This is a genomic window from Leptospira sp. WS58.C1, from assembly GCF_040833995.1.
Taxonomy (GTDB): domain Bacteria; phylum Spirochaetota; class Leptospiria; order Leptospirales; family Leptospiraceae; genus Leptospira_B; species Leptospira_B cinconiae.
The window spans coordinates 303,275-324,627 of record NZ_CP162137.1; the positions used below are offsets into that span (position 1 = coordinate 303,275).

Genomic DNA, 21,353 nt, shown 5'->3' on the forward strand with positions numbered 1-21,353 from the left:
AGAGCAGAATGCCCTCATGATTCGCTCCGTTTATCGAGTCGATACCAAAGGTTCCTTAGATTCTTTGGAAAGAAGAGAAGAGGAACTTCCACCTCCTGGGGACAATGAAGTCACAGTAGAGATCCGTGCGATTGGTTTGAATTTTGCCGATATTTTCGCGATTCAAGGATTGTATAGTGCGACACCAAAAGGTTCTTTTATTCCGGGTTTGGAATATTCCGGTAAGGTAGTAGCTGTCGGTAAGAAAGTCAAAAATTTCAAGAAGAACGATAAGGTCATGGGAGTGACCCGATTCGGAGCATACGCGGATTATATAAATATTGATTCCAGATATATTTTTCCACTTCCACCCAAATGGAGTTTTGAGCAAGGGGCAGGGTTTTTAGTCCAAGGACTTACCGCATATTATGCTCTTCTTCCCTTAGGAGATCTCAGAAAAGGACAGAATGTTTTGATCCATAGCGCAGCAGGAGGAGTAGGGATCTACGCCAACCGTATCGCTAAAAAATTCGGAGCTTGGACTTTGGGTTCTGTTGGAAACCATTCTAAAATTTCTCTATTGGAGAAAGAAGGTTATGATGCTTGGATCATTCGATCTTCTCGCTTTCCGGAAGAGCTAAAAACTGCACTTGGTGGAAGGGAATTACATCTGGTGTTAGAATGTATTGGCGGCAAAATTTTCAAGGCGAGTTACGATGCTCTTTCTCCTATGGGTCGGATAGTGGTTTACGGCTCCGCTTCTTTTATGAGCCAAGGAGATAAGGTGAATTGGCTGACTTTGGCTTGGAGATATTTGACCAGACCTAAAGTGGACACTTTAGAAATCGTATCCGACAATAAGGCTGTGATGGGATTCAACCTAATCTGGTTGTACGAAAAAATCGACGAACTAACCGTTCATCTTAAAGCTCTTTTAAAATTAAATTTGGAACCACCTCATATCGGTTCCGTATATCCTTTTGTGGACCTTCCGGAAGCAGTCCGGCATTTCCAAACTGGAAATACTACTGGTAAAGTGGTGATTACTGTCGAATCCGGAAAATGACAAACCGAACGGAAACAAACGAACTTTCTTTACTACTACAACGTTCCAAGGATCGTTTCGAAAATTATTTAGAAGACGAAGTATATCCCCTTTTTAAAAAAGAATCCGCTCCTGAACTTGCGGCTGCAATGGAATATAGCCTGAGAGCCGGGGGAAAAAGATTAAGACCTATTCTTGCATTTGCTTCTTTTGGGAGGATAGATCAGGATTCTCTTTCGATTGGAGCTGCCTTAGAATTTGTCCATACCTATAGTTTGATCCATGATGATCTTCCTAGTATGGACGACGATGATTTTAGAAGAGGAAAACCTTCCCTTCATAAACAATTTTCGGAAGCTACGGCAATCCTTGCAGGAGATGCATTGCAGGCGTATGCGTTTGATTGGCTGACCCGAATCGTTTCTTCCGATAAAAATTTGCATAAAGATTTGGTCGGAACTTTGGCAAAAGGCGCCGGGGCCGCCGGAATGGTCTCCGGACAAATGTATGATCTACTATTAGAAAGAAATCCTTCTTCTTTAATTGGGACAAAAGAAGAGCTTCTTTCTAAAACTCATCGATTGAAAACCGGAGCATTGATCCAGGCTTCCTTTTTGATGGGAAATCGTCTGCGAGAAGACTATAAAGAAAGAGAAGTAACCATCTCCGAATACGGTACAAAGTTAGGATTATTATTTCAGATCACGGATGATATTTTGGATATTGAAGGAACAAAAGAGGATTTGGGAAAAACTCCCGGCAAGGACGGAAAATCCGGAAAGATCACCTATCCTTCTTTGTATGGAATGGAAACTTGTAAACGGATGGTTTCCGATCTGGTTTCAGAGTTGGAAGAATTAGGGACCGATCTGGATTCTTCTTCCTCTAAAAACGAAACTTCCGAATTTCCTGAATTCTTTCAATCCTTACCTTCTAACATTGGCAAAAGAAAAAATTAGGCTAGATGATCTGCTCTTAAAAAAGGGTTTGGCTGAGGATATTTCCAAGGCCAGAAGTCTGATCTTATCCGGTTCCGTGCTCGTGAACGATAGAATGTCCGATAAGGTAGGCACTTTATTCGAAGAATCCGTTGAGATCCGGATCAGAGAGATCATCCCGAAATATGTGAGTCGGGGAGCCTATAAACTCAAAGCTGCATTCAAAAAATGGAATATTTCCGTTCAGGGGAAACTCTGTATAGATTGGGGAGCTTCTACCGGAGGATTCACTCAAGTCCTTTTGGAAGAAGGTGCTGACTTAGTATTCGCTTTCGATGTGGGCTACGGACAGATGGCTTCCAAGATCGCAATGAACCCGAAGGTTTCCGTTCGAGATCGATTTCATATCAGAGATACTAGTTGGGAATTATTGTCTTCTTTGTGGGCGGAAAAAACGGAGAAAAAGTTTCCGGACGAGATCTTTCTCGTTATGGACTTAAGTTTTATTTCTCTTCGTACTGTTCTTCCCGTTCTTACCGAGCTCAAAACTAAAAATCCTAACGTTCGTTGGAATATAGTCAGTCTATTTAAACCTCAATTCGAAACAGAGTCCAGAAATTTGGAGAAAGGAGTCTTAAGAGATCCTTGGATACGTTGGAAAACGATCCGTTCTTTTTTGCAGTTTCTGAAGAATGAAATTAAAGGTAAAAGAATAGGTTTAGAAGATTCCCCGATTACCGGGAGAGATGGTAACCGGGAAATCTTGGTATACTGGACCCTTTAGCTTAACCGAAGGTCGCGTCTAGAACCATGGAGACTCTGGAGCCTATCCCCGGTTTTTTTGCTTTTCCGTCCGCACGAACGAATTCGTAATCGTTAGGACGAAGGAAGAATGTCCTGGCTTTAAATTCGAAAGTGAATCCTGGCCAAAGAGTGGTGTTTCTACCCGAGCTAGTATTGTACCAGCTTACACATCCCCCGGTCAACCAAACGGATTTACTTAGGCGTTTTTGGATCTCCGCATTATATCGATCCTGAACGTCTTTACGAACATCTATAAACTTTATGTTTTTATTAAGTAGATAACGAATTCCTTGTAAAGCATATTGCACTTGGGATTCTATCATCAGGATCATCGAACTATGTCCTAAACCGGTATTCGGGCCAACGATCATGAATAGATTCGGAAAACCGGACACTGTGGTTCCTAAGTATGCTTCCGCACCGTCTTCCCAAACATCCGCTAAAAGTTTTCCGTCTCTCCCTCTGATCTTAAAAGGGGAAACCGCTTCTGCCGCTTGGAAACCGGTGGCAAAAACGATGGCATCTACCTTATGTTCTACCCCGTCCTTTGTTCTTACTCCGGAAGCGGTGATTTCTTCTATACCTTCGGTAATTAATTCCACATTCTCTCTGTTCAACGCAGGGTAATAGTCGTTGGAAAGGAGGATACGTTTACACCCGATCGTATAATTCGGAGTTAGCTTTTTCTTAAGTTCTTCGTTATGAATACTTTTATTGATAAAACTTTTAGCGAATTTCTCGAAAATTTTCATCAGCTTAGGATTGATTGCAAATGCCAATACTCCTATTTCGTTTATCCAATAGATCGCTTTTCTAAACAACCATCTTAACGGGGGAATAAATTTGAAGATCCCTTTTACGGAACCGGAGATATTGCTGTCCGGTTTTGGGATAATCCAAGCTGGAGTTCTTTGGAAAAGTTTTAATGTTCCTACAATAGGTGCGATAGCAGGAACGATCTGGATTGCACTTGCTCCAGTTCCGATCACCGCTACCTTCTTCCCTTGGAGATTATAGCTATGATCCCATTGGGCGGAGTGAAATTTCGTTCCTTGAAACGTATTGATTCCTTTGATATTCGGAAGAACGGGTCTACTTAAACCACCTGTGCCACTTACCACTGATTTTGCTTTATAGGATTTCCCACTTGCAGTGTTAATTTCCCAAAGGCCTGCCTTTTCATCGAAAAAAGCGCCACTCACTTCCGAATTTGTGCGGATGAAAGGGCGAATTCCAAATCGATCCGTGCATTCGTTCATGTAGTTTAGGATTTCTTCTTGGGGGCCGAAAAGTCGGGACCAATCCGATTTGGGAGCAAAAGAAAAGGAATATAAATGGGACTGAACATCGCAAGCAGCTCCCGGATAGGTATTGTCTCTCCAGGTTCCTCCGATCCCATTTCCTTTCTCCAAAATAACAAACGATTCTATTCCGGCTTGTTTCAAACGGATTCCCATACAAAGTCCCGCGAATCCGGTCCCAATGATGACTACATCATATACCTTTTCCGCTTGGGAGTTCTGATTGAGGCTCGGTCTTTCTAACGTCTGAGCTACCATTCTTCTTCTCTCCTCTAAACAATGTTTCCGGAGTTTCTCCGGTGTTTTGTTGGAAATATAGGATACTCGTTTTTTTGGAAAGGATCGTCCGATCTTAGAATTTGATACTGGGAAATGTTAATAAATTCCGGAATCAGTAAGGAATTTCATTCTGATTGTATTCTCAGTTTTCTTTTGGAATCAATATTCCGGCATAGAACCTTTCAATCTTACAAAAAGTGCGAACCACTTTTCCTCTCTCTAACCGGTTCTTCTAAAGCAATGCGCTTGAAAATCAACTACAGGATGAATAGATTATGACTGAACCAATACTATTAGTTCCCAAAGCACTTAGGAACAGTTTAGGCGAGGAAGGTGCAGAGGCTCTTGTCAGTCTTTTAAATCAAGCTAATTCGGGAGGAAAAAAGTTTATGGAAGAATTCGTTTCAGAAAGATTTGAAAGAAGACTAATGGAAGAGACCGGCAAGCTTCGTTTAGAATTAAAGGAAGAAACCGGCAAATTATGGATTGCTATTTCAGAACTTAGAGCAGAAATGCACGCGGGTTTTGCGGGCATCCAAGAACAATTCAAAGAAGTATATAAAGAGATCGCAAATATTCATAAATCAATCGCTTCTCAAACGAGATGGATGGTTGCGGTGATCATTACCTCCGTGCTTCCTATCTACCTGGGTTTAGCAAAACTGATCTTTCAATAATTTTAGAATTCATTTTGAAATAAAAAAACCCCGGGTTTCAAAGCCGGGGTTTTTTCCTACATTGAAATGAAAAGATAGGATTATGGGCGAACCGAAATCACTTCGTCTTTGTTGATCAAAGCAACGATGTGTTTGTATTCCGGAGAATCCTTTCCATATTTCAGCTCGGTAGCGCGGAGAAGGTGGATGTTTTTCTTGTGACGGAATTTGAACATCTGGTCTTCGCTTGCTCCACCGTATTTCTTGATCATGTTTTCCTCGAAAGCGTAGCAGCTTGCAAGATACTTGTGAGCTGGGTATTCTTTCTCGTTTTCATTCACCTCGATGTAAAGTTCCAATATAGGAATACACTGAGGTAAGTTTTGTAGATCGTATTCAGTAACAATCCAAGATCTGTATACATCGGAAAGAAGTCTTTTGAACTCGGCACGTTCACGTAAATCCGGGTTCTTGATCTCATCCAAATGGTTGATTGCCTTGGTGAAATAATTCAATGCTTGTTGTTTTGCTTCCAACTTTTGGCGGGAAACGACACGATCTTCGCGAGCTTTACGGTCGACCTTTTGCCAATACCATTTTTCGTCTAGACGTTTCTTCTCCGCTTCCTCTTTACGGTACTGCTCAACAGCTTCCCTCATCTTGAGGACGGTATTCACTCCGGATTGATAGCTAGTCAGGGCCAGGCGGAACTTGTTGTTCGCGAAAGCCTTAGAAAGCTGATGGAGTTCTTGGAAGTTCTTGTCGTAACCTTTGAAGTCAGGGTTCTTCCAGATCGCTTCCTGCTCCTGGATTTCTTTTTTACGTTTCTTAGCTTCTTCCGTTAGATTTTTGTCGTCGTCTTCCGGAACGAGCTCACCTTTCAGCAGTTCGTCGATCTTATCAGCTGCCGCTTTAGCATCTGTAGTATCCTGCCCCCCTTGGTTCTGTGCGAACAAGGAGAGGTTGAGTCCGACCACGGCCAGAAGAACGAATATAGTCTTCATCACCTTCATAGTGCTCACACCTGTGCCTTCTCTTTCAAAGATAGGATTTAGAAAAAGGACGGCAAAGTCCTTTTCTTCTGTTTAACTATCGGTCAGGGACCTTTAGATATAAACCTGGATTAGAAAAAATTTCCCATTTTTCCTATACAAGGGACATAAACGAGAATCTTTTTACAATATCCATTAGCGAAATTCTATCCTTTTTCGCTAATTTTGTACCCTAAATCCGTTCAAAGTACTCCTCCAGGATCTAGCTTAAAGCAGAACTTGTCAGCAGATTTTTAGGAATTCCTAGGAAATGATATGGTCTTAGATTTCTTTCTTTCTATTACTTCCCTTTCTTTCAGTCTGGATCTAGACCATGAATTTAAAGAATTTAACCCCGATCCGAGAAGGTTCTCCCAGTTGTAAATTCTGCGCGGGAGTCGGATTCCTTTTGGAAGAGAATGTAAAGAATTCCAGCTCCGGAGTCCTGCTACTTTGTTCCTGTGTGGGAGAATCCTGCCCTTGCGGCGGCAAGGCTCCCTATATGGTCTATGACGAAAGCCAAAATAGGATGCTACCTTGCGTCTGTCATAACGCTAGAATGGAACTGGGCAAAGTAGAGTATTTGGTAAAGAAGGCGGGGATTCCTGCGAGATATAAATACAGAACCCTGGATCGGATGGACACCACCGAACTTTCTTTCTTGGCGGCTCATGACTGGGCAAATGATATCGTAGTAAAGTGGAAAGAAAGAGAAAGAGCCCAACAAGGTCTTTATCTTTGGGGTGGAACCGGTTCCGGAAAAACATTATTAGCCTGTGCCATTTTGAACGAACTCATTCTTCGTTACGGTTTGGAATGTAAATATGCAAAGATCAATCGTGACTTTCTTTCCACAATCCGGGACAGTTATCAAAAAGAAAGTGAACTCCATGGAATGGAGCAAACCATTAAGAAACAATTCACCGATGTGGAAGTTTTGGTTTTAGACGACTTCGGAGCAAATAAGGAATCCGATTGGGCAAATTCTCAGTTATACGATCTAATAGATGCAAGATACGAGGAGGAGAAGGTAACTATTCTCACTTCGAATATTCCTCCAACCGATTGGAAGGACAAAGCGGAAGGAAGGATTTTTTCCAGACTCATGGAGATGGCAAAACAAATCCATTTGGATTGTCCGGATTATCGTCTAAGTCATAATGCTTTCGGGACTCATTGATGGATAAAAATAATCATATCGCATTTCTTTGTTTGGGAACCAATTTAGGAGATCGTGAATTATATCTTTCGGATGCGATCCAAAAGATCGGTGCCCATCCTGAAATACGGATCCTGAAAAAAGGAACTCCTTTAAACACGGAAGCGCTTGAAGTGGTAGATCAACCTGATTTTTTAAATCAGTTAATACAGATCTCCACCCATCTATCTCCCAGAGAACTTTTGGATTTTTTACTCGGCATTGAAAAAGAAATGGGAAGGGTCCGTTCGAGAGATAAAGGTCCTCGTGTCATAGATTTAGATATTCTATCCATCGATGATATGAAAATCCATGAGAAAGGATTACATCTTCCCCATCATAGTCTGTTTACTCGTCCTTTTATATTAGAACTTTTAAATGAACTCGGAGAAGGTTCCCTGATCCAAGCTTTCGGGAATCCTTCGGAGGGATGACATGAGAGATGTTAGCAAATTATTTCCAATGGGACCAAAACCCGTGGAGAAAAAGATTACAGTATTAACCTGCTACGATTTTATGTTCGCTCGTATTTTGGAAGAATCGGGTGTGGATTGTCTTTTAGTAGGGGACACTCTGGGTGTTGTTTACCAAGGCCAACCGACCACCTTGCCGGTTACCTTGGACGAAATGATCTATCATGCAAAAGCAGTCAGAAGAGGAGCCCCGAACACATTCGTAGTCGTAGACCTTCCCTTCTTAAGCTATCAAGTCTCTTTGGAAGAAGGGATCCGCTCCGCTGGCAAGGTAATGAAAGAAAGCGGATGCGACGCCGTAAAATTCGAGGGTGGTGGGCCCGAGATTTTGGAACTGATCTATAAATTGGAAAGGATCGGCATCCCAGTTATGGGACATATAGGCCTTACTCCGCAATCCGTGAACGTTTTCGGTGGGCATAAGATCCAAGGAAAAGCGGAAGAAGATAAGGCAAGATTGATAAGCGAAGCAAAAGGTATCTCGGACGCGGGGGCATTCTCCATTGTTTTCGAGCTAATCCCTTCTGCCCTTGCCAAAGAAATTTCCGAATCGGTCCCGATTCCTACGATCGGGATAGGAGCAGGAGCCGCAACCGACGGGCAGGTGCTGGTAATTTACGATTTTCTTGGATTGAATAAAGGCTTTAAGCCTAAGTTCCTAAAAACTTTCCTGAATGGATACGACGATGTCTCGAGCGCAGTCAAAAGTTATATTCAGGAAGTGAGAAATGGAAGTTTTCCCGGGCCGGAACATTCTCATTAACTCTTTTCTCTGCGGATTTCTTGACGTTCCATGTGTGAAGTAAAGGCTGGAGAGAGAATCAATCCCGATTGCAAAATCGAACAAAGATAGGACGGAAGATACGTGGACATAGTCGAACTGGAGAAGGGATATCCGGAAACCGAAGCAAAAATTAAGGCTTTGGCCTCCGAATGTGGGAACGCCACCGAGATCATTCGCGGAGCGGTCGTATCCGATACCATTCATTTTATCGGGGATACCCGTAAGATTTCCGACAAGGAAGGTTATGTAAAAGAACTTCCTGGTGTGACTAGAATTTGGAACGTATCATTGCCTTATAAAAATATCGCCCGCACGGCTGCCGGTAAAAACGGAGAAGTGGTTCACCGCGAAAATCGAATTGTAGAAGTTCACGGAAAAGACGGATTAGTCCGTAAGTTCGGAACAGGAAAACATATCTTTATCGTCGGTCCGGATTCTCCTCAGACTTACGAGCAGACTGTTACTATCGCGAAACAAGCGGTGGAGATCGGTAAAAAATTCGGAATTTTAGATCGTATCATCTTTAGAGGTGGAGCATTCAAGCCTAGGACTCGTCCGACTGATTGGAGAGGAATGGGTTGGGACGGTATCAAATTACTCGATAGAGTAAAAGAAGAAACCGGACTTCCTTACGTAACGGAAGTTATGGACCATACCATGGCGGAAGAAGTTTCTAAACATGCGGACATGATCCAGATCGGAACAAGGAACGCGCAAGACTTCGAACTTTTAGAAGCGGTAGGTCGCACAGGCAAACCGGTGATCTTAAAAAGAGGTTTCGGCAATGAAGCTATCGAATGGTTTTCTGCAGCGGAATATATCGCTAATCAAGGAAATTTGAATATTGTTCTTTGTGAAAGAGGAGTGAAAACCCTTTTCATCAAGGAAGGGTATTGTCGTAACACTCCGGATCTGAATGTGATCACTCACGCTAAGAACCAAACAATTCTACCTGTGATTTTCGATCCAAGCCATGTTGCGGGGGACGATAAGATTGTGGTTTCCAATTTACTTGCTTCTCTTCCGTTCAATCCGGACGGATCCATTACGGAAACGTTACATGAAGAAGAGTTTCGTAAGGAACAGATGTGCGATGCGGCGCAAGCGCTTCTTATGACTTTATATGAAAAAACGGTAGAAGCTATTTTAACCTATGAGGAAAAAATCAAACCTCTCACGGATAAGGTTGATTCTTATTTTTTGGAACGTAAGGGAAAAAAATAAGTCCGAGTTTTCGGGCTTATTCCGGAAATTTGGGAGCTAATTCTTTTTTGGTTTGCTCCCAAAGGCTCGGAAGTTCCTGACAAAGAGCCAAACAAGCTTCGAAGTTTCCTTCCTTCAATTTTTGTTCAGCCTCAGTAACGGTTTTCTGAACTCCAGCGAGTCCAAAATTTGCCGCCACTCCTTTTGTTTGGTGTAATTCTGCTTGGAGTTCTACGCTTTTCTTTTCGTCAGTGAAACTTTTGATATTCTCTAAACGGCTGTTCATGTTCTTACGTAAGGAACGTACCATTTCTTCCAGCCAAATAATATCATCTTCATCGTCGCCTTGTTTTAGGGAATCTAGACGAGACCAATCCACTAACATAGAATTCTCCTTCCCGAACCGCGTTTGGCAATTGTATACGGTTCCCAAAATTCGACGGAGCCATAGACCCTTTACCGACCCCAATTATTTATAGCTTGAATAAAAAATCCACGTCGATTTTCGTATTATGGAAGATTTAAGAGGCGAAACTTAATGAAAATTCACCCAACAGCCATCGTTGATTCGAAAGCGGAACTACACGAATCCGTCGAAGTCGGTGCATATACAATTATAGAAAAGGATGTGGTAATCGGCGAAGGAACCGTGATCGAGACCGGAGCCCGAATTTTCGCAGGTACTAAATTAGGTAAATTCAACAAAGTCCACCATGGAGCCGTGATCGGAGTGGGTCCTCAGGATCTAGGTTTTGATCCTAACACTCCGAGTAAAACGATCATAGGTGATAATAATACTTTTAAGGAATATTCCAATATTCACAGGGGAACCAAAGTGGATTCTCCCACAATTATCGGAAATAGGAACTATGTGATGGGAAACGCTCACGTAGGCCATGATTGTATTTTAGGGGATGATAATATTCTTACCCATGGTCTTGTTTTGGCAGGACATGTTACAGTAGGCAATAAGGCCTTCATCTCGGGTTTAGTAGCAGTTCACCAATTTTGTTTTGTGGGTGACTATGCGATGATCGCAGGTTGTTCCAAAGTGGTTCAAGATGTTCCTCCTTTTGCTACCGCTGATGGAAACCCGTGTACGATCATCGGTTTAAATACTGTAGGATTAAAAAGAGGCGGATTCTCTCCGGAGACTAGATCTGCGATCAAGAATGCTTACAAAGTAATCTATCATTCAGGTATGAATTATAGAACTGCTTTGGATCAATTGGAGAAGGAATCAGGTCATCCGCCTGAAGTTCTTCAGATCATTAAGTTCTTTAGGGACAGTGATCGTGGGGTCATGAACCACAGATAATCGAATATTCCGCGTGTTGGAATTCCAACATGCGGTTTTACTCAATCTATCTTGGCGCAGTCAGGATTGATGGAGGTTACATATTCCAGGGGAAGATCTCCCAAAAAGTCTGATCCCTGGAATTTTCCTCTAAAATTTAATTTTCCTTTTTTATAAGCTTCAACCCAGGCTCTTTGGAATTTATTCGAGAGCGGAGCATACGACCAATGCCATTTCTCTTCATTATACCCTTTTCCACCTCTTTCTGATTTAGGGGAATACGGCTGGCAGAATCCGAACCTATGAGCATTCTTCTTCATCCAGATATAAAATGTTTCTCCTCTTCCCCCTTTTTCAAAATAGGAGTTTTCCAAGGCATTGATATCGATGTCCGTCCCCCAGTGATGTCTGGAAGTGCCGGGTGCACTGGAAAACTCTAAAATTAAGGAGATGATTTGAGAAGGAGTTTTGTCTTTTACGGGTTCCCTCATCTTCTTCTTTCCGGAATACTTATCTTCCCAGATGGATTTTTGTTCCGAAAAAGATCTATGCGCGGAAATTAGGAACGGCTCTTGTCTTTCTTGAGGGTAGTCCTTTTTATATTCTTCCTTTAATTTTAAAAATGCAGCTTTGGTTTCCTTTCGGAGAAAGAACTGCCTGGGATCGCCGGGATTCGTGAAGGATACGAGAGCTTTTTCTTTTGGAAAATCTCCAATCAGGTAAGAAGTTTCAGATACACCTTGGTAGGTTTCGTCTGTCGTTTGGGCAACTAAGCAGAAGCTACCAAAAACCAGAACAAGTACTAAACATCGGAATAGGAACGGCATAATTCCATATTCTTCTCCGGCGAATTGGGGAAAAGGGATTTTCTAGTACTCTTGATTTGTTTAAGACACAAATGCTACTACAGAAATTTCCGGGGCCTTATGACAAGCAAAGGCTTTGAAATCCGGAAATTTGTATTGCATTACCTAGGAAATTCGGTTGAAGTTAAGCTCTAATTGGAAATTTTTTGTAAAAAACAAATTGGGAGAACCCTGGATGAAAAAAATCATCACTCTTCTTCTGCCCCTGTTCTTAACGTTTAATTGTATTTTATTCGATACAATCGGTCTGTCCTATCCGGACACCGTGGACGGAACAGAAGCAAAAAGTATAATTCTGACAAGTGCTGTTATTGGATCCGCAGTTACCGGTTTCGAGGTTCTTTCTATTCTTGCTCCTCAATTAGCAAAAGTAGAAGAAGATAAATACTATAACAAAGCGGATGTGGACGATTGTGCGAACGAAGCGTTGATCATCAACTTGCTGACTGTGGATCTGGGAGGATTTACCTGCGATTTGAATCCTAGGCCGATAATCATTCCGTTTATTTATTAATTCTTAAGAATGAGACTTGTTTTTTGGTCGGTTGAAATCTCGGCCGGCCGGGAAACATTTCTTTCAATTCGAAAATAATAAAGCCCCTTCCGAAAACCTAGAAACAATTTCCGATTTTTCCAAATCTCCTAAATTCCCGAATTGTTTCGCATCTTCTCCGGAAATCTCAATCCATTGCCGATCTTCTCTTAAGTCCGCGATCTTAAAGTCCGGCAAACCGCTTTGTCTAACCCCGAGTAATTCTCCGGGTCCTCTCAATTTTAAGTCGGCCTCGGAGAGGAAGAAACCGTCATCGGAATCAACCAAGGCTTGGATCCTATATCTTGCCTCTTCCGTAATTTTGGAGTCCGAAATTAAGATACAAAAACTCTCGTGTTTTCCCCTGCCTACTCGACCTCTTAGCTGATGTAATTGAGAGATCCCAAATCTATCAGAATGTTCAATGACCATCACGGAGGCATTCGGAACATCTACACCTACTTCTATCACTGTGGTGCTGACTAAGATCTGGATCTCGTTTTGTTGGAATAATTTCATGATCCGATCTTTTTCGGAGGTTTCCATTTTTCCGTGGAGAAGTCCCACTTTGAATTCAGGAAAAACATCTTTTCTTAATGTTTCATAAGCTTCTATACAGGATTTTAGATCCGATTTTTCGGATTCCTCCACAAGCGGATAAACAATGTAACATTGTCTTCCTTGGGAGACATACTTTTGGATGGATTTATAAACTCCGGATCTTTTACTTTCCGTGAACCATAATGTTTTAATTGGAATTCTGCCTGCAGGGCGATTTTTTAGGGTTACTAATTCCAAGTCTCCGTATAGAGTGAGACAAAGTGTCCTTGGGATCGGGGTTGCGGTCATCGCAAGAATGTCCGGATTTTTTCCCTTGGCTCTTAATGTTTCTCTTTGTTCCACTCCGAACTTATGCTGTTCGTCTATGATCGCAAGTCCGAGATCCTTGAAAGTAACATCTTCCTGGAAAACACTATGTGTTCCAATGATAAATAGGGACTCTCCCGTTTTGATCCTGAATATTTTTTCTGCTCTGGTTTTTTTAGGTTCTTTTCCCACTAAAAGTTCTATCCGTAGGAAGGGCATATTTCCTAAAAAGTTCATTACAGTTTGATAATGTTGTCGGGCTAAAATTTCGGTAGGGGCAACCATACATACCTGGACCTGATTGTCCGTGTATTTGAGTGCGGTAAGAAGAGCGACCAAGGTTTTTCCGGAACCTACGTCTCCTTGCAATAGGATAGCGGCTGGAGTATCCGACTTAGTCCATTCCGAAATTTTTGCCAAACTTTCTTTCTGGTCCGGGGTCAGCTCGAAAGGTAAATTTTTGATCAGATCATTTGCGGTTTTGGACTCCGGAAGAGGCCATAAAAGCCTGGGGACTTTTGCTCTCCTGGAACGTTTGTATTCTATCAGAAGATTAAAATAATATAATTCTTCGTATTTGAATCTGGTCCTTGCTCTTCCTAATTGTTCGTCTTCCGTGGGAAAATGGATCTCATTATAAGCCTGGGCACGATCCATCAGATTTCTTTTTTTGACCGCTTGTGCGGGAAGAATTTCCGGAATTCTACCTTCTAAAAGTTTTAATGCAAAATGAATGAGTTTGCGTAGCTCTCTGGAATTGAGATGTTCATCCCTCATTGCCTCCGTTGTAGGATAAAGTGGAATGATGCGGCCGGTATGGATACTTTCCGGAAGATCATCTTCCGAAATGTCGGAATTCCCTCCATAAGACAGAACTTCATAGTCAGGATGTAATAGTTGGAATCCTCTGAAATATTCCAGTTTACCGGTTACGGCTACGAGAATCCCGGGTTGAAAAACCCTGCGGAAGAATTGGATCCCCCTGAAAAAAACCAAACTGATCGGTTCGTTGTTTTTTGTTTTTGCGGAAACTACTAGTCTGGATTTTTTTCCATGAGCCAGATAAGAATCGATTACTTCTAGAATTAAGGTAACCGATTCTCCCTGCTTAAGCAGAATGTTTTCCGTTAAGTTCCTATCTAAGTATCTGCGAGGAAACCATCCCAAAAGATCTTGGATGCTTTTGATCCCTACGGATTCCAAAACCTCCTGTTTTTTAGGACCCACACCTCTAATGACCCCGATGGAGCTGCTCAGGGAAACGTTGGAATTTTTTTTATCAGAGACCGAGTTCTTCATCCTGGACTGGTTTCGGTTGAGGAGAATTTTGTGCTGCTTCTTCTGGAGCCGAACTCGAATCATCCAATCCTAGGTAACAATAACGGCAACCATAAATCCGCGCTTGTCGTTTTGCTCCCGGAGTCGCGGGCTCGAAAAGTACCGCGTATAAGTATTCATTCTTATCCAAGAACCGACCGCATACAGGACAAAGTCTAGGGCGGGGAAGATTCGGATCCCAATTCCCACCGTATACTTTTCTGGGATTTCCGTAGTCATTGTCTTTTGGCCGGCTAGATGCTTTTTTATCCAGACGTTTTGTATCCACTGTATAGAGAACATGGAAGAAGATCGCAGCGGCGGCTAAACAAGCGACTAAGGTGAGAAAGGTGATCATTGTTTTAGATAATCCTTTATTTTCTCCGCCATAGAGCCGGGCAATTTAATTCCCTTATCGGCCAATCTTCCTGTGTATTTATGAAAGGAATAAGTATGTTGAGAGGATTTGATGATCCCTTCAAAACATTCTTCTAACGATTCGGAAATTTTTTCCCAAAGAGGAAGATTTTCCGAGATCAAGTTTTCGTATTTATGAAGAAGTCTACGATTCACTCCTCTACAAATGGATCTGTAAAAACAAAAGCGGATGAGAAAGGCGGACTCGGCATTTTTATCTTTTATATCTTTTTCCAATTGGTTCAGATTGATACAATCTACTATTTCCAGTTTATAAGCCTGAGAACTGTGTTCGAAGGTGACTAGGTTCAGGAACATATGTTTGAATAGGGAAATTTTATAACAATTTTCCAATCCACATTCTCCCATTTTACCTTCTTCACATCTGGTATACATCACTATGTCCGTATCGGAATCGGAGGTGGCCTGACCGAAATTTAAGGAACCCAAGATGTCGAATGCGACTTCGTCCCCTCCGAAGTTGATAAGTTTATTAAATTTTTTGAAATCTTCTATTCTCTCTCTGGAGACACCGGTCTCATGAGATCTGAAAAACTTTTTCAGACCTATAAATTTAACTATATTAGAGTTTGAATTGAGTTTCGGAAGAGTCATAAAACTATCGGATGAAATCTTCCGCCTGGACTTCTGAGTCTTTATTTGCCTGGACAAGCTCCAATTTGTCCCCCGAGCAATCGATCTCCATAAGTTGGCGAATTGAGTGATCCGATAGTCTATTCAGTTTTACTTTTTTTACAAGATCCTTTTCTAATTCTATTTCCGAGAAGAAGCCTCCGGGTTGAAATCCGAAAACCGAATCCACTGGTCCAAAATTAGAAGGATTCAAAAACACAGTTTTTCCTTTTTTAACGATTCCTTGGTCTTCATGAACATGGCCAGAGACGACTAAAGAAGGTGTATAATCGTCTAAATATCTTCTGATCCCTTGAGAACCTACATGTCCAAAGCTTGGTATCTTATCTAAAAATCCGTACGCTGGATTATGGATCACAACTATATCCGGATTTTCTTCCTTAAAAAAGTCCTCCGGTTCACTGTAATTTTTTCCGTTCCGATTGTATTCGTGGAATTTTACGGCTAATTTTTCCGGGATACCTGAAGTGATCACAGGGGCTCCGCCGTAACCTGCAAATTTTAATCCTCCCATATCGAAAGTTTTTCTATGGAGGTCTCTTTCGTATAACGCGGAATATTGAAGATCTATATCGTAATTTCCCGGTAGTAGCCATACGGGGGCTTTCGCATATTTTTGGATGATAATTTCGATGAGTTCGTATTTTTCTTTCATCGTTTTAGCGGCTTGGTGGAATAATCTTCTATAATCTTGGGACTTTTCTACCACGTTAGGCTGGTATTTTTCCGGAAAACGTACAGCTCTTGTCGCATAATCGTAAGGATTGATATCTTCTTTGATATCATCCATGATACGATACATATCCTCTTGGAGAGTAACGAACTCTATAATACGTTCGGGATTAAAAAAGGCCTTATAGATGATATCGCCGGAGAATAGGTACAAGTCGCATTCGGTTCCTAGTAGGACTTCTTTCAATCCTCTGAGTCCGTCGTGGATATCGGTGAGGTAAATGATCCTCATTTGGACTTATCCTAATTTTTATGTTAAACGACTTGAAGCCGTTCGACCCTTTCTATACTGATTCTCGAAAAACACGTGATAATGTCCAATCTTTCTAATCCCTCCACAGCATGAGCATGCTGTCCTCATTCTCCGAAATCGGTTCTATTCTCAAATAATCCGGTCCAAAAAAATCCAGTAGAGGTTTTAAGATCGTATTGGAGCGTACAAATAAGAATACATTTCCCTTTTCAGGGATTACTTTTTGGACAGTAACAGCTCCTGCAACTTCCGGAATTTCCGCCAAAAAATAATTCAGATCGACTCTGATCTCATTTCCTACTTCCGTAAGGGATAATATTTCCGGAATTTCTTCCACGATCTCTTCTAATATCAATTTTCGATGGAATTTGAAAACTTTGGAAAAAATTCGTATCGGATCTATAGACCTTGGGTTATGATCATAGAGTCTAAACGCTTCTATTCGAAACACAACTCTGTTTCCGTCTACTTTCACAGGTCGTAAAGAAAGTTTGTATCTGATATGATTCGTTCTTAAAATTTTGGACCAAGTTAGTCCTTTGATGGAATAATGTCCGGAAAGGTATAAAACGCCCCGACCGGAATCCATCACAAGCGATTCCAGATCTTCGGTACCCTCTACCACTTTTTTTTGCAGAACCTTATTCAAAGAATGAAGTAAAACGGCGATCCTGTAATTGCTCTTTAAGGCTTTTTCTTCGAAGGAATTTTTCCCCGTCAGAAAATCAAAAAGATTGAATCCCGAAAGTTTCCGCAAATCGAGCATGGAAGAACAAAGTTAATCCTTCGGATTCGGTCGGTAAACTTCATTTCTTTTTTAAGCCAAAATAAGAATAGACGGGCCTTCTTATTTCCCTCCTTTTTTTTCTTGCCGTTTAGGCTTTCCTAGTCAGGATCATCACTCCTTAGGGTTAGTCGGGGAAAGGATATCTCATGCAAATCGGCGTTATCGGATCTGGGAGTTTTGGTTCTTCTTTAGGCGTGCTCTTGGCAGACAAAGGGTATGAAGTTACCATTTGGGGAAGGAATTCAGACCTGATCCGAGAGATAAATGGGAACCATCGAAACGAAAAATATCTGCCGGGGATAGAACTTCCTAAAAATTTAAAGGGAAGTACAAGTTTAGAAGAAGCAGTTCGAGAGAAGGACATGATCGTCTCTGCTCCCCCTTCTCATGCGATCACTGATATTTTAAAAGAAATTAAATCTTTTCTGCCTGAAAAGGCTCCCATCGTTTCTGCAAGTAAGGGAATAGAGAACGGAAGCCTCAGATTGGTCTCCGAAATTTTTGAGGCGGAACTTCCCGGTAAATTTCACAGCAAATTATCTTATCTTTCCGGGCCTAGTTTTGCGAAAGAATTGGTCAAACGTGTTCCTACAATCGTGAGCATCGCCTCCAAGAATGAAGCAACAGCAAGAAAGGTGCAGGAAATATTCAGTTTCACTTATTTTAGGACCTATTGGACTCCGGATGTAGTGGGGGTGGAAGTCGGCGGTTCCTTAAAGAATGTGATTGCGATCGCGGCAGGTGTTTCGGACGGATTGGGATTTGGACAGAATACAAGAGCCGCTTTGATCACCAGAGGACTTACCGAAATTTCTAGGCTAGGAGTCAAACTGGGAGCGGATCCTCTAACTTTCTTGGGGCCATCCGGAATGGGGGATTTGATCTTAACTTGCTGCGGGGACGCTTCTAGAAATAGGACGGTAGGTTTTAGATTGGGAAAAGGAGAAAGTTTGGATTCAATATTGGGTGGTATGGTAGAAGTTGCAGAAGGGGTAAAAACGGCTAAAAGTGGATTCGAATTATCCCAGAAATTAGGTATAGAAATGGCCATCACCACCGAGGTGTATAAAATGCTTTACGAGCATAAGAATCCGAAGGAGGTTGTTAGAGATTTAATGGGCCGGGACTTAAAAAGAGAAGGTCTATAAACCGGACTTAATTCGCGATCGATTCCCTTGCAAAATGCAATTTTAAATATTCGTAAAATAGGCGGCATCAGCCTAATTTTCAAGTATATTCCATTTTTATTAATTTCATTCTGCTCTTTTTGCACTTCACTTTCGGCGCAGTCCCGTAATGATTACGGTTGGACCGGTTCTCCGGGAAATTTTTATCTTTTGATGGACGGCAAAAGTGTCCTAACCAAGGAAACGGATTTTAATTCTTTTCCGGAGGGATTAAATGGGGTCCAAAAATCGGAATTTGCACTTTTGGCTGGAGAATATTTACTTCTTAACAAAGATTCCGGAAAATTTTCCAATCTGATCAATACGATCCGAAAGGAAAAAGATCTAGGCTTTGCGGAAGTTCTACTGCTTTATTTTCAGGATATCTACTTCTCCAAAAAAACAAACGGAGAAAATTTCTTAAAGGCTTGGAATCCTCCTGTAGGAGACAGTTACCAAAAAGAATTGGTAGAATCTGCGCGTAATGTTCTTCTTCATAAGAAACCTGCGGATAAGATCAAATGTTCTCCTAAAAAACAATATTATTCGCTATGTAGAATGCTTCGCCTTGGGAGTTATATGGCGGATTTTAAACTCTCCGATCCGAATCATGATCGGGAATATACGAATCTACATAGAATACTTTCTCCTTTTCCCGGGGTCAGCGATCCGGAGGAGAAGGAGCTAAAACATATTCCTTTCTTATCTAATTTTCTTCCGAATATTGCGGATTATCTTTCCGAGCTGGGATTTGCAAGAGATGCGATCCAATTTTCTAAAATAGGGATCGTTTCCGAAAATTTGGGCGGAAGAATGTTGTCCCATTCCTACGAAAAACTGGCGTATTATTATTTGGTGGATGGAGATCCGAATTCCGCAGAAAAAGTCTTAAAATACGTCGTTGATAGACAAGGAGAGATGGCTCCTGTTTACAAAAATTCATTATATCTGAAGTTAGGCACTCTTGCATATTTGCAAGGTGAGCCTGCAAGAGCTTTGGATTATTATCTGAATCTCGACTTTCTACATTGGTCTACCAAGATACTTCATCCATTTTTGGGCGAGCCGATCTCGATCAATAGCGCTCGTGATTTGGTTTCCGTGGCCGTCTGGAAATCTAAAAATTCTCATAAGGCAGTAGACGCTCTCCAGTCGGTTAGTACTCCGAAAAATCTAACCGAAGACGATCTATTTACTAAATTAAGGATTATTCAAATACTTTCCGAAGACGAGCCAGAGGTAGCTTCCAAGCTTGCGATGGATTTAAGCTTTCTAGCACAGAGTAAGGGATGGAGAAGAGTAGAATATTCCGCTACATTACTCCATGGATTTTTGCAGTTAAAGACGAATAATCTCAGAAAAGCTATCATAGAATTCACCAAAGCAGGTGGAATCTTAAAAGAAGATCCGGCTTATAAAGAAGAATGGATCCGATTGAACGGCTTATTTCTTTCTCATAAAGAATCCTCGAATCTCCGAGGAGTAAAAGGTTTCTTAGATCAGGCTCTTAAAATTTCCGCTTCCGGTGTTACGGATGATAAAACTTTCGAGATCAAAAACTATCTGCCTCCTTCCTTTGGAAGTAAAAGTTTAGAGAACTCAGCCATCGATTTTTATATCAGACATGGATATACAAACGATCTACTTTCGTTTATGATCCATTATGAGGAGAATTCGGAACTTCAGGAGGACGATTCTCCTCCAGATCTGGCCATTCTCAAGACCCATATTAGGATCTCTAGATACAAAGGATTTTATCCCCCTGGAAGAGAACCTTGGAAATCCGCCTGGTCCGAAATGAGAGCCAAGGAATCCGCTCGAATTAGAGAGGAATCCGACCCAATCAAAAATGCGAATTTCAAAAAGTTAACTCATCCATTGATTGCAATTTTTGTGAAAGATAAGAGAGTATTTCTATTTCACAAAGACGGAGATTCTTCCGAGTTGGAAGCAAGGGAATTGAATACCGAAAATCCTTCCAGTTATACCGCTCAGTCTGCCTTAAGAAATACTATGGAATCCTTTTCCAAAAAAGACAAGGTCCAAATTTATCTGAATTCTCCGGGAGTCGAAGCTGCCGAGTATCTCAGGAAGGAATTCCCGGATTCGGAGATCAAATTATTCCTTAGATTCGATAAAAGGGATGAATCCGACTCCGCAAAAAAAGTATTCGGCCCAGCTTGTGAGAACCTTTTTCCAAAAATCCTTCCTGAAGGGGACGGGCATTTAGGTTGGCAATCCTTTCCATTACAATATTATGATGGTTCTAAACTGCTCCAAGGAAAGTCAGCGTTACTTGTTTGGAACATGAAGGTGACTTCTAAATCTCCTAACGGTCTTAGGGACTATGAATGGTCTTGCGGATCCGATTCTATTTCTTTCAGAAAAGCAAAGCGCAGATTGGATTTCAGGAATTTGCCTGATAGGATCGCATTCACTAAGGATTCTCTGAATGGTTCCGGTTGGGGAGATAAATCCGAGGATTTTCTGGACTGGGCCAGGTTCTGGTTATCCGCAGGAACTTCTCGCCTTTACTTTGTTAAATACTGGAATCCCGAGTCGGAATCCGACATAAATTTATTAGAAAGACTCGCGAACGAAAATGGGGACCCGAACCTGAATTCTAGAGTCTTAAAAATGGTCCGAAACGCTGAATAAATCACTTAAACCGAGTTCGGTAAAAAGGGAAATTTTCATTTTTTCGGCTCCAAAACACTCGACAATGGACCGTTTTTCATGGATGGTATCACAGATAGATGGACCCCGACAGTAGA

At 41.6% G+C, this 21,353-nt stretch carries 21 protein-coding genes; 12 read left to right on the forward strand and 9 right to left on the reverse strand.

What is annotated here, in order from left to right:
* Positions 1 to 16: 16 nt before the first annotated feature.
* Genes AB3N61_RS01475 through AB3N61_RS01485 form a run of 3 tightly spaced genes read left to right on the forward strand, consistent with a single transcriptional unit; the run spans position 17 to position 2,746 of the window.
* Positions 17 to 1,045 (forward strand): zinc-binding dehydrogenase, encoded by a 1,029-nt coding sequence (locus tag AB3N61_RS01475; RefSeq protein WP_367898304.1) that lies wholly within the window; start codon positions 17 to 19, stop codon positions 1,043 to 1,045.
* Positions 1,042 to 1,983 carry a polyprenyl synthetase family protein gene (locus AB3N61_RS01480; RefSeq protein WP_367898305.1) on the forward strand — a complete coding sequence of 314 codons (942 nt, stop codon included), beginning with the start codon at positions 1,042 to 1,044 and terminating at the stop codon, positions 1,981 to 1,983. The genes AB3N61_RS01475 and AB3N61_RS01480 overlap by 4 nt, the downstream gene beginning before the upstream one ends.
* On the forward strand, positions 1,964 to 2,746 hold the full coding sequence (locus tag AB3N61_RS01485; protein ID WP_367898306.1) for a TlyA family RNA methyltransferase: 783 nt from the start codon (positions 1,964 to 1,966) through the stop codon (positions 2,744 to 2,746). The genes AB3N61_RS01480 and AB3N61_RS01485 overlap by 20 nt, the downstream gene beginning before the upstream one ends.
* 1 nt (position 2,747) lies before the next feature.
* Here AB3N61_RS01485 and AB3N61_RS01490 read toward each other — a convergent pair whose 3' ends face one another.
* A complete protein-coding gene (locus tag AB3N61_RS01490; protein ID WP_367898307.1) occupies positions 2,748 to 4,325 on the reverse strand; it encodes a flavin-containing monooxygenase in 1,578 nt (525 codons plus the stop codon).
* A gap of 296 nt (positions 4,326 to 4,621) precedes the next feature.
* On the opposite strand from AB3N61_RS01490, the gene AB3N61_RS01495 reads away from it, so the two are divergent.
* Complete coding sequence (locus tag AB3N61_RS01495; RefSeq protein ID WP_367898308.1) at positions 4,622 to 5,023, forward strand: LA_3696 family protein; 402 nt, start codon at positions 4,622 to 4,624, stop codon at positions 5,021 to 5,023.
* 80 nt (positions 5,024 to 5,103) lie between these two features.
* Here AB3N61_RS01495 and fcpA read toward each other — a convergent pair whose 3' ends face one another.
* Positions 5,104 to 6,015, reverse strand: coding sequence for a flagellar coiling protein FcpA (gene fcpA, locus AB3N61_RS01500; protein WP_008589523.1), 912 nt, complete (start codon positions 6,013 to 6,015; stop codon positions 5,104 to 5,106).
* A gap of 352 nt (positions 6,016 to 6,367) precedes the next feature.
* On the opposite strand from fcpA, the gene zapE reads away from it, so the two are divergent.
* The 4 genes from zapE (at position 6,368) to AB3N61_RS01520 (ending at position 9,712) form a co-directional block, all read left to right on the forward strand.
* A complete protein-coding gene (gene zapE, locus AB3N61_RS01505; protein WP_367898309.1) occupies positions 6,368 to 7,213 on the forward strand; it encodes an AFG1/ZapE family ATPase in 846 nt (281 codons plus the stop codon).
* Positions 7,213 to 7,665, forward strand: coding sequence for a 2-amino-4-hydroxy-6-hydroxymethyldihydropteridine diphosphokinase (gene folK, locus AB3N61_RS01510; protein ID WP_020769466.1), 453 nt, complete (start codon positions 7,213 to 7,215; stop codon positions 7,663 to 7,665). The genes zapE and folK overlap by 1 nt, the downstream gene beginning before the upstream one ends.
* Before the next feature lies 1 nt (position 7,666).
* Positions 7,667 to 8,467 carry a 3-methyl-2-oxobutanoate hydroxymethyltransferase gene (gene panB / locus AB3N61_RS01515; protein WP_367898310.1) on the forward strand — a complete coding sequence of 267 codons (801 nt, stop codon included), beginning with the start codon at positions 7,667 to 7,669 and terminating at the stop codon, positions 8,465 to 8,467.
* Between the two features lie 102 nt (positions 8,468 to 8,569).
* Positions 8,570 to 9,712: an N-acetylneuraminate synthase family protein gene (locus AB3N61_RS01520; RefSeq protein ID WP_367898311.1), complete on the forward strand. Its 1,143-nt coding sequence runs from the start codon at positions 8,570 to 8,572 to the stop codon at positions 9,710 to 9,712.
* Positions 9,713 to 9,728: 16 nt separating this feature from the next.
* On the opposite strand, the gene AB3N61_RS01525 is transcribed toward AB3N61_RS01520, so the two are convergent.
* Positions 9,729 to 10,076 (reverse strand): Hpt domain-containing protein, encoded by a 348-nt coding sequence (locus tag AB3N61_RS01525; protein ID WP_020769830.1) that lies wholly within the window; start codon positions 10,074 to 10,076, stop codon positions 9,729 to 9,731.
* A 153-nt stretch (positions 10,077 to 10,229) separates the two neighbouring features.
* Here AB3N61_RS01525 and lpxA point away from each other — a divergent pair, with 153 nt between their 5' ends.
* On the forward strand, positions 10,230 to 11,009 hold the full coding sequence (gene lpxA / locus AB3N61_RS01530) for an acyl-ACP--UDP-N-acetylglucosamine O-acyltransferase (protein ID WP_020769608.1): 780 nt from the start codon (positions 10,230 to 10,232) through the stop codon (positions 11,007 to 11,009).
* 41 nt (positions 11,010 to 11,050) lie between these two features.
* Here the strand turns inward: lpxA and AB3N61_RS01535 are convergent, their stop codons facing one another.
* Entirely contained in the window at positions 11,051 to 11,815 is a 765-nt protein-coding gene (locus tag AB3N61_RS01535; protein ID WP_367898312.1) for a M15 family metallopeptidase, read from the reverse strand.
* 214 nt (positions 11,816 to 12,029) lie between these two features.
* Between AB3N61_RS01535 and AB3N61_RS01540 the strand changes: the two genes are divergently transcribed.
* On the forward strand, positions 12,030 to 12,368 hold the full coding sequence (locus AB3N61_RS01540; RefSeq protein ID WP_036089647.1) for a TIGR04452 family lipoprotein: 339 nt from the start codon (positions 12,030 to 12,032) through the stop codon (positions 12,366 to 12,368).
* Between the two features lie 63 nt (positions 12,369 to 12,431).
* On the opposite strand, the gene recG is transcribed toward AB3N61_RS01540, so the two are convergent.
* The 5 genes from recG to AB3N61_RS01565 form a co-directional block, all read right to left on the reverse strand.
* On the reverse strand, positions 12,432 to 14,552 hold the full coding sequence (recG, locus tag AB3N61_RS01545) for an ATP-dependent DNA helicase RecG (RefSeq protein WP_020769638.1): 2,121 nt from the start codon (positions 14,550 to 14,552) through the stop codon (positions 12,432 to 12,434).
* Positions 14,533 to 14,928 (reverse strand): hypothetical protein, encoded by a 396-nt coding sequence (locus AB3N61_RS01550; protein WP_020769566.1) that lies wholly within the window; start codon positions 14,926 to 14,928, stop codon positions 14,533 to 14,535. The genes recG and AB3N61_RS01550 overlap by 20 nt, the downstream gene beginning before the upstream one ends.
* Positions 14,925 to 15,602: a hypothetical protein gene (locus tag AB3N61_RS01555; protein WP_367898313.1), complete on the reverse strand. Its 678-nt coding sequence runs from the start codon at positions 15,600 to 15,602 to the stop codon at positions 14,925 to 14,927. Before AB3N61_RS01555 ends, AB3N61_RS01550 begins: the two co-directional genes overlap by 4 nt.
* 4 nt (positions 15,603 to 15,606) lie before the next feature.
* On the reverse strand, positions 15,607 to 16,605 hold the full coding sequence (locus tag AB3N61_RS01560) for a metallophosphoesterase family protein (RefSeq protein ID WP_020769800.1): 999 nt from the start codon (positions 16,603 to 16,605) through the stop codon (positions 15,607 to 15,609).
* A 94-nt stretch (positions 16,606 to 16,699) separates the two neighbouring features.
* Positions 16,700 to 17,392: a hypothetical protein gene (locus AB3N61_RS01565; RefSeq protein ID WP_020769493.1), complete on the reverse strand. Its 693-nt coding sequence runs from the start codon at positions 17,390 to 17,392 to the stop codon at positions 16,700 to 16,702.
* Positions 17,393 to 17,559: 167 nt separating this feature from the next.
* Between AB3N61_RS01565 and AB3N61_RS01570 the strand changes: the two genes are divergently transcribed.
* On the forward strand, positions 17,560 to 18,561 hold the full coding sequence (locus AB3N61_RS01570) for an NAD(P)H-dependent glycerol-3-phosphate dehydrogenase (protein ID WP_257588047.1): 1,002 nt from the start codon (positions 17,560 to 17,562) through the stop codon (positions 18,559 to 18,561).
* 27 nt (positions 18,562 to 18,588) lie between these two features.
* Entirely contained in the window at positions 18,589 to 21,237 is a 2,649-nt protein-coding gene (locus AB3N61_RS01575) for a tetratricopeptide repeat protein (protein WP_020769681.1), read from the forward strand.
* The last annotated feature ends 116 nt before the right edge of the window (positions 21,238 to 21,353 follow it).

Excerpts from the sequence above, each read along its gene's own strand:
- AB3N61_RS01495 (WP_367898308.1), top strand. The coding sequence starts at position 4,622 with ATGACTGAACCAATACTATTAGTTCCCAAAGCACTTAGGAACAGTTTA.
- AB3N61_RS01565 (WP_020769493.1), bottom strand. The coding sequence starts at position 17,392 with ATGCTCGATTTGCGGAAACTTTCGGGATTCAATCTTTTTGATTTTCTG.
- AB3N61_RS01475 (WP_367898304.1), top strand. The coding sequence starts at position 17 with ATGATTCGCTCCGTTTATCGAGTCGATACCAAAGGTTCCTTAGATTCT.
- AB3N61_RS01540 (WP_036089647.1), top strand. The coding sequence starts at position 12,030 with ATGAAAAAAATCATCACTCTTCTTCTGCCCCTGTTCTTAACGTTTAAT.
- zapE (WP_367898309.1), top strand. The coding sequence starts at position 6,368 with ATGAATTTAAAGAATTTAACCCCGATCCGAGAAGGTTCTCCCAGTTGT.
- AB3N61_RS01560 (WP_020769800.1), bottom strand. The coding sequence starts at position 16,605 with ATGAGGATCATTTACCTCACCGATATCCACGACGGACTCAGAGGATTG.
- panB (WP_367898310.1), top strand. The coding sequence starts at position 7,667 with ATGAGAGATGTTAGCAAATTATTTCCAATGGGACCAAAACCCGTGGAG.
- AB3N61_RS01570 (WP_257588047.1), top strand. The coding sequence starts at position 17,560 with ATGCAAATCGGCGTTATCGGATCTGGGAGTTTTGGTTCTTCTTTAGGC.
- folK (WP_020769466.1), top strand. The coding sequence starts at position 7,213 with ATGGATAAAAATAATCATATCGCATTTCTTTGTTTGGGAACCAATTTA.
- fcpA (WP_008589523.1), bottom strand. The coding sequence starts at position 6,015 with ATGAAGGTGATGAAGACTATATTCGTTCTTCTGGCCGTGGTCGGACTC.
- AB3N61_RS01525 (WP_020769830.1), bottom strand. The coding sequence starts at position 10,076 with ATGTTAGTGGATTGGTCTCGTCTAGATTCCCTAAAACAAGGCGACGAT.
- recG (WP_020769638.1), bottom strand. The coding sequence starts at position 14,552 with ATGAAGAACTCGGTCTCTGATAAAAAAAATTCCAACGTTTCCCTGAGC.
- AB3N61_RS01550 (WP_020769566.1), bottom strand. The coding sequence starts at position 14,928 with ATGATCACCTTTCTCACCTTAGTCGCTTGTTTAGCCGCCGCTGCGATC.
- AB3N61_RS01535 (WP_367898312.1), bottom strand. The coding sequence starts at position 11,815 with ATGCCGTTCCTATTCCGATGTTTAGTACTTGTTCTGGTTTTTGGTAGC.
- AB3N61_RS01490 (WP_367898307.1), bottom strand. The coding sequence starts at position 4,325 with ATGGTAGCTCAGACGTTAGAAAGACCGAGCCTCAATCAGAACTCCCAA.
- AB3N61_RS01480 (WP_367898305.1), top strand. The coding sequence starts at position 1,042 with ATGACAAACCGAACGGAAACAAACGAACTTTCTTTACTACTACAACGT.
- AB3N61_RS01555 (WP_367898313.1), bottom strand. The coding sequence starts at position 15,602 with ATGACTCTTCCGAAACTCAATTCAAACTCTAATATAGTTAAATTTATA.
- lpxA (WP_020769608.1), top strand. The coding sequence starts at position 10,230 with ATGAAAATTCACCCAACAGCCATCGTTGATTCGAAAGCGGAACTACAC.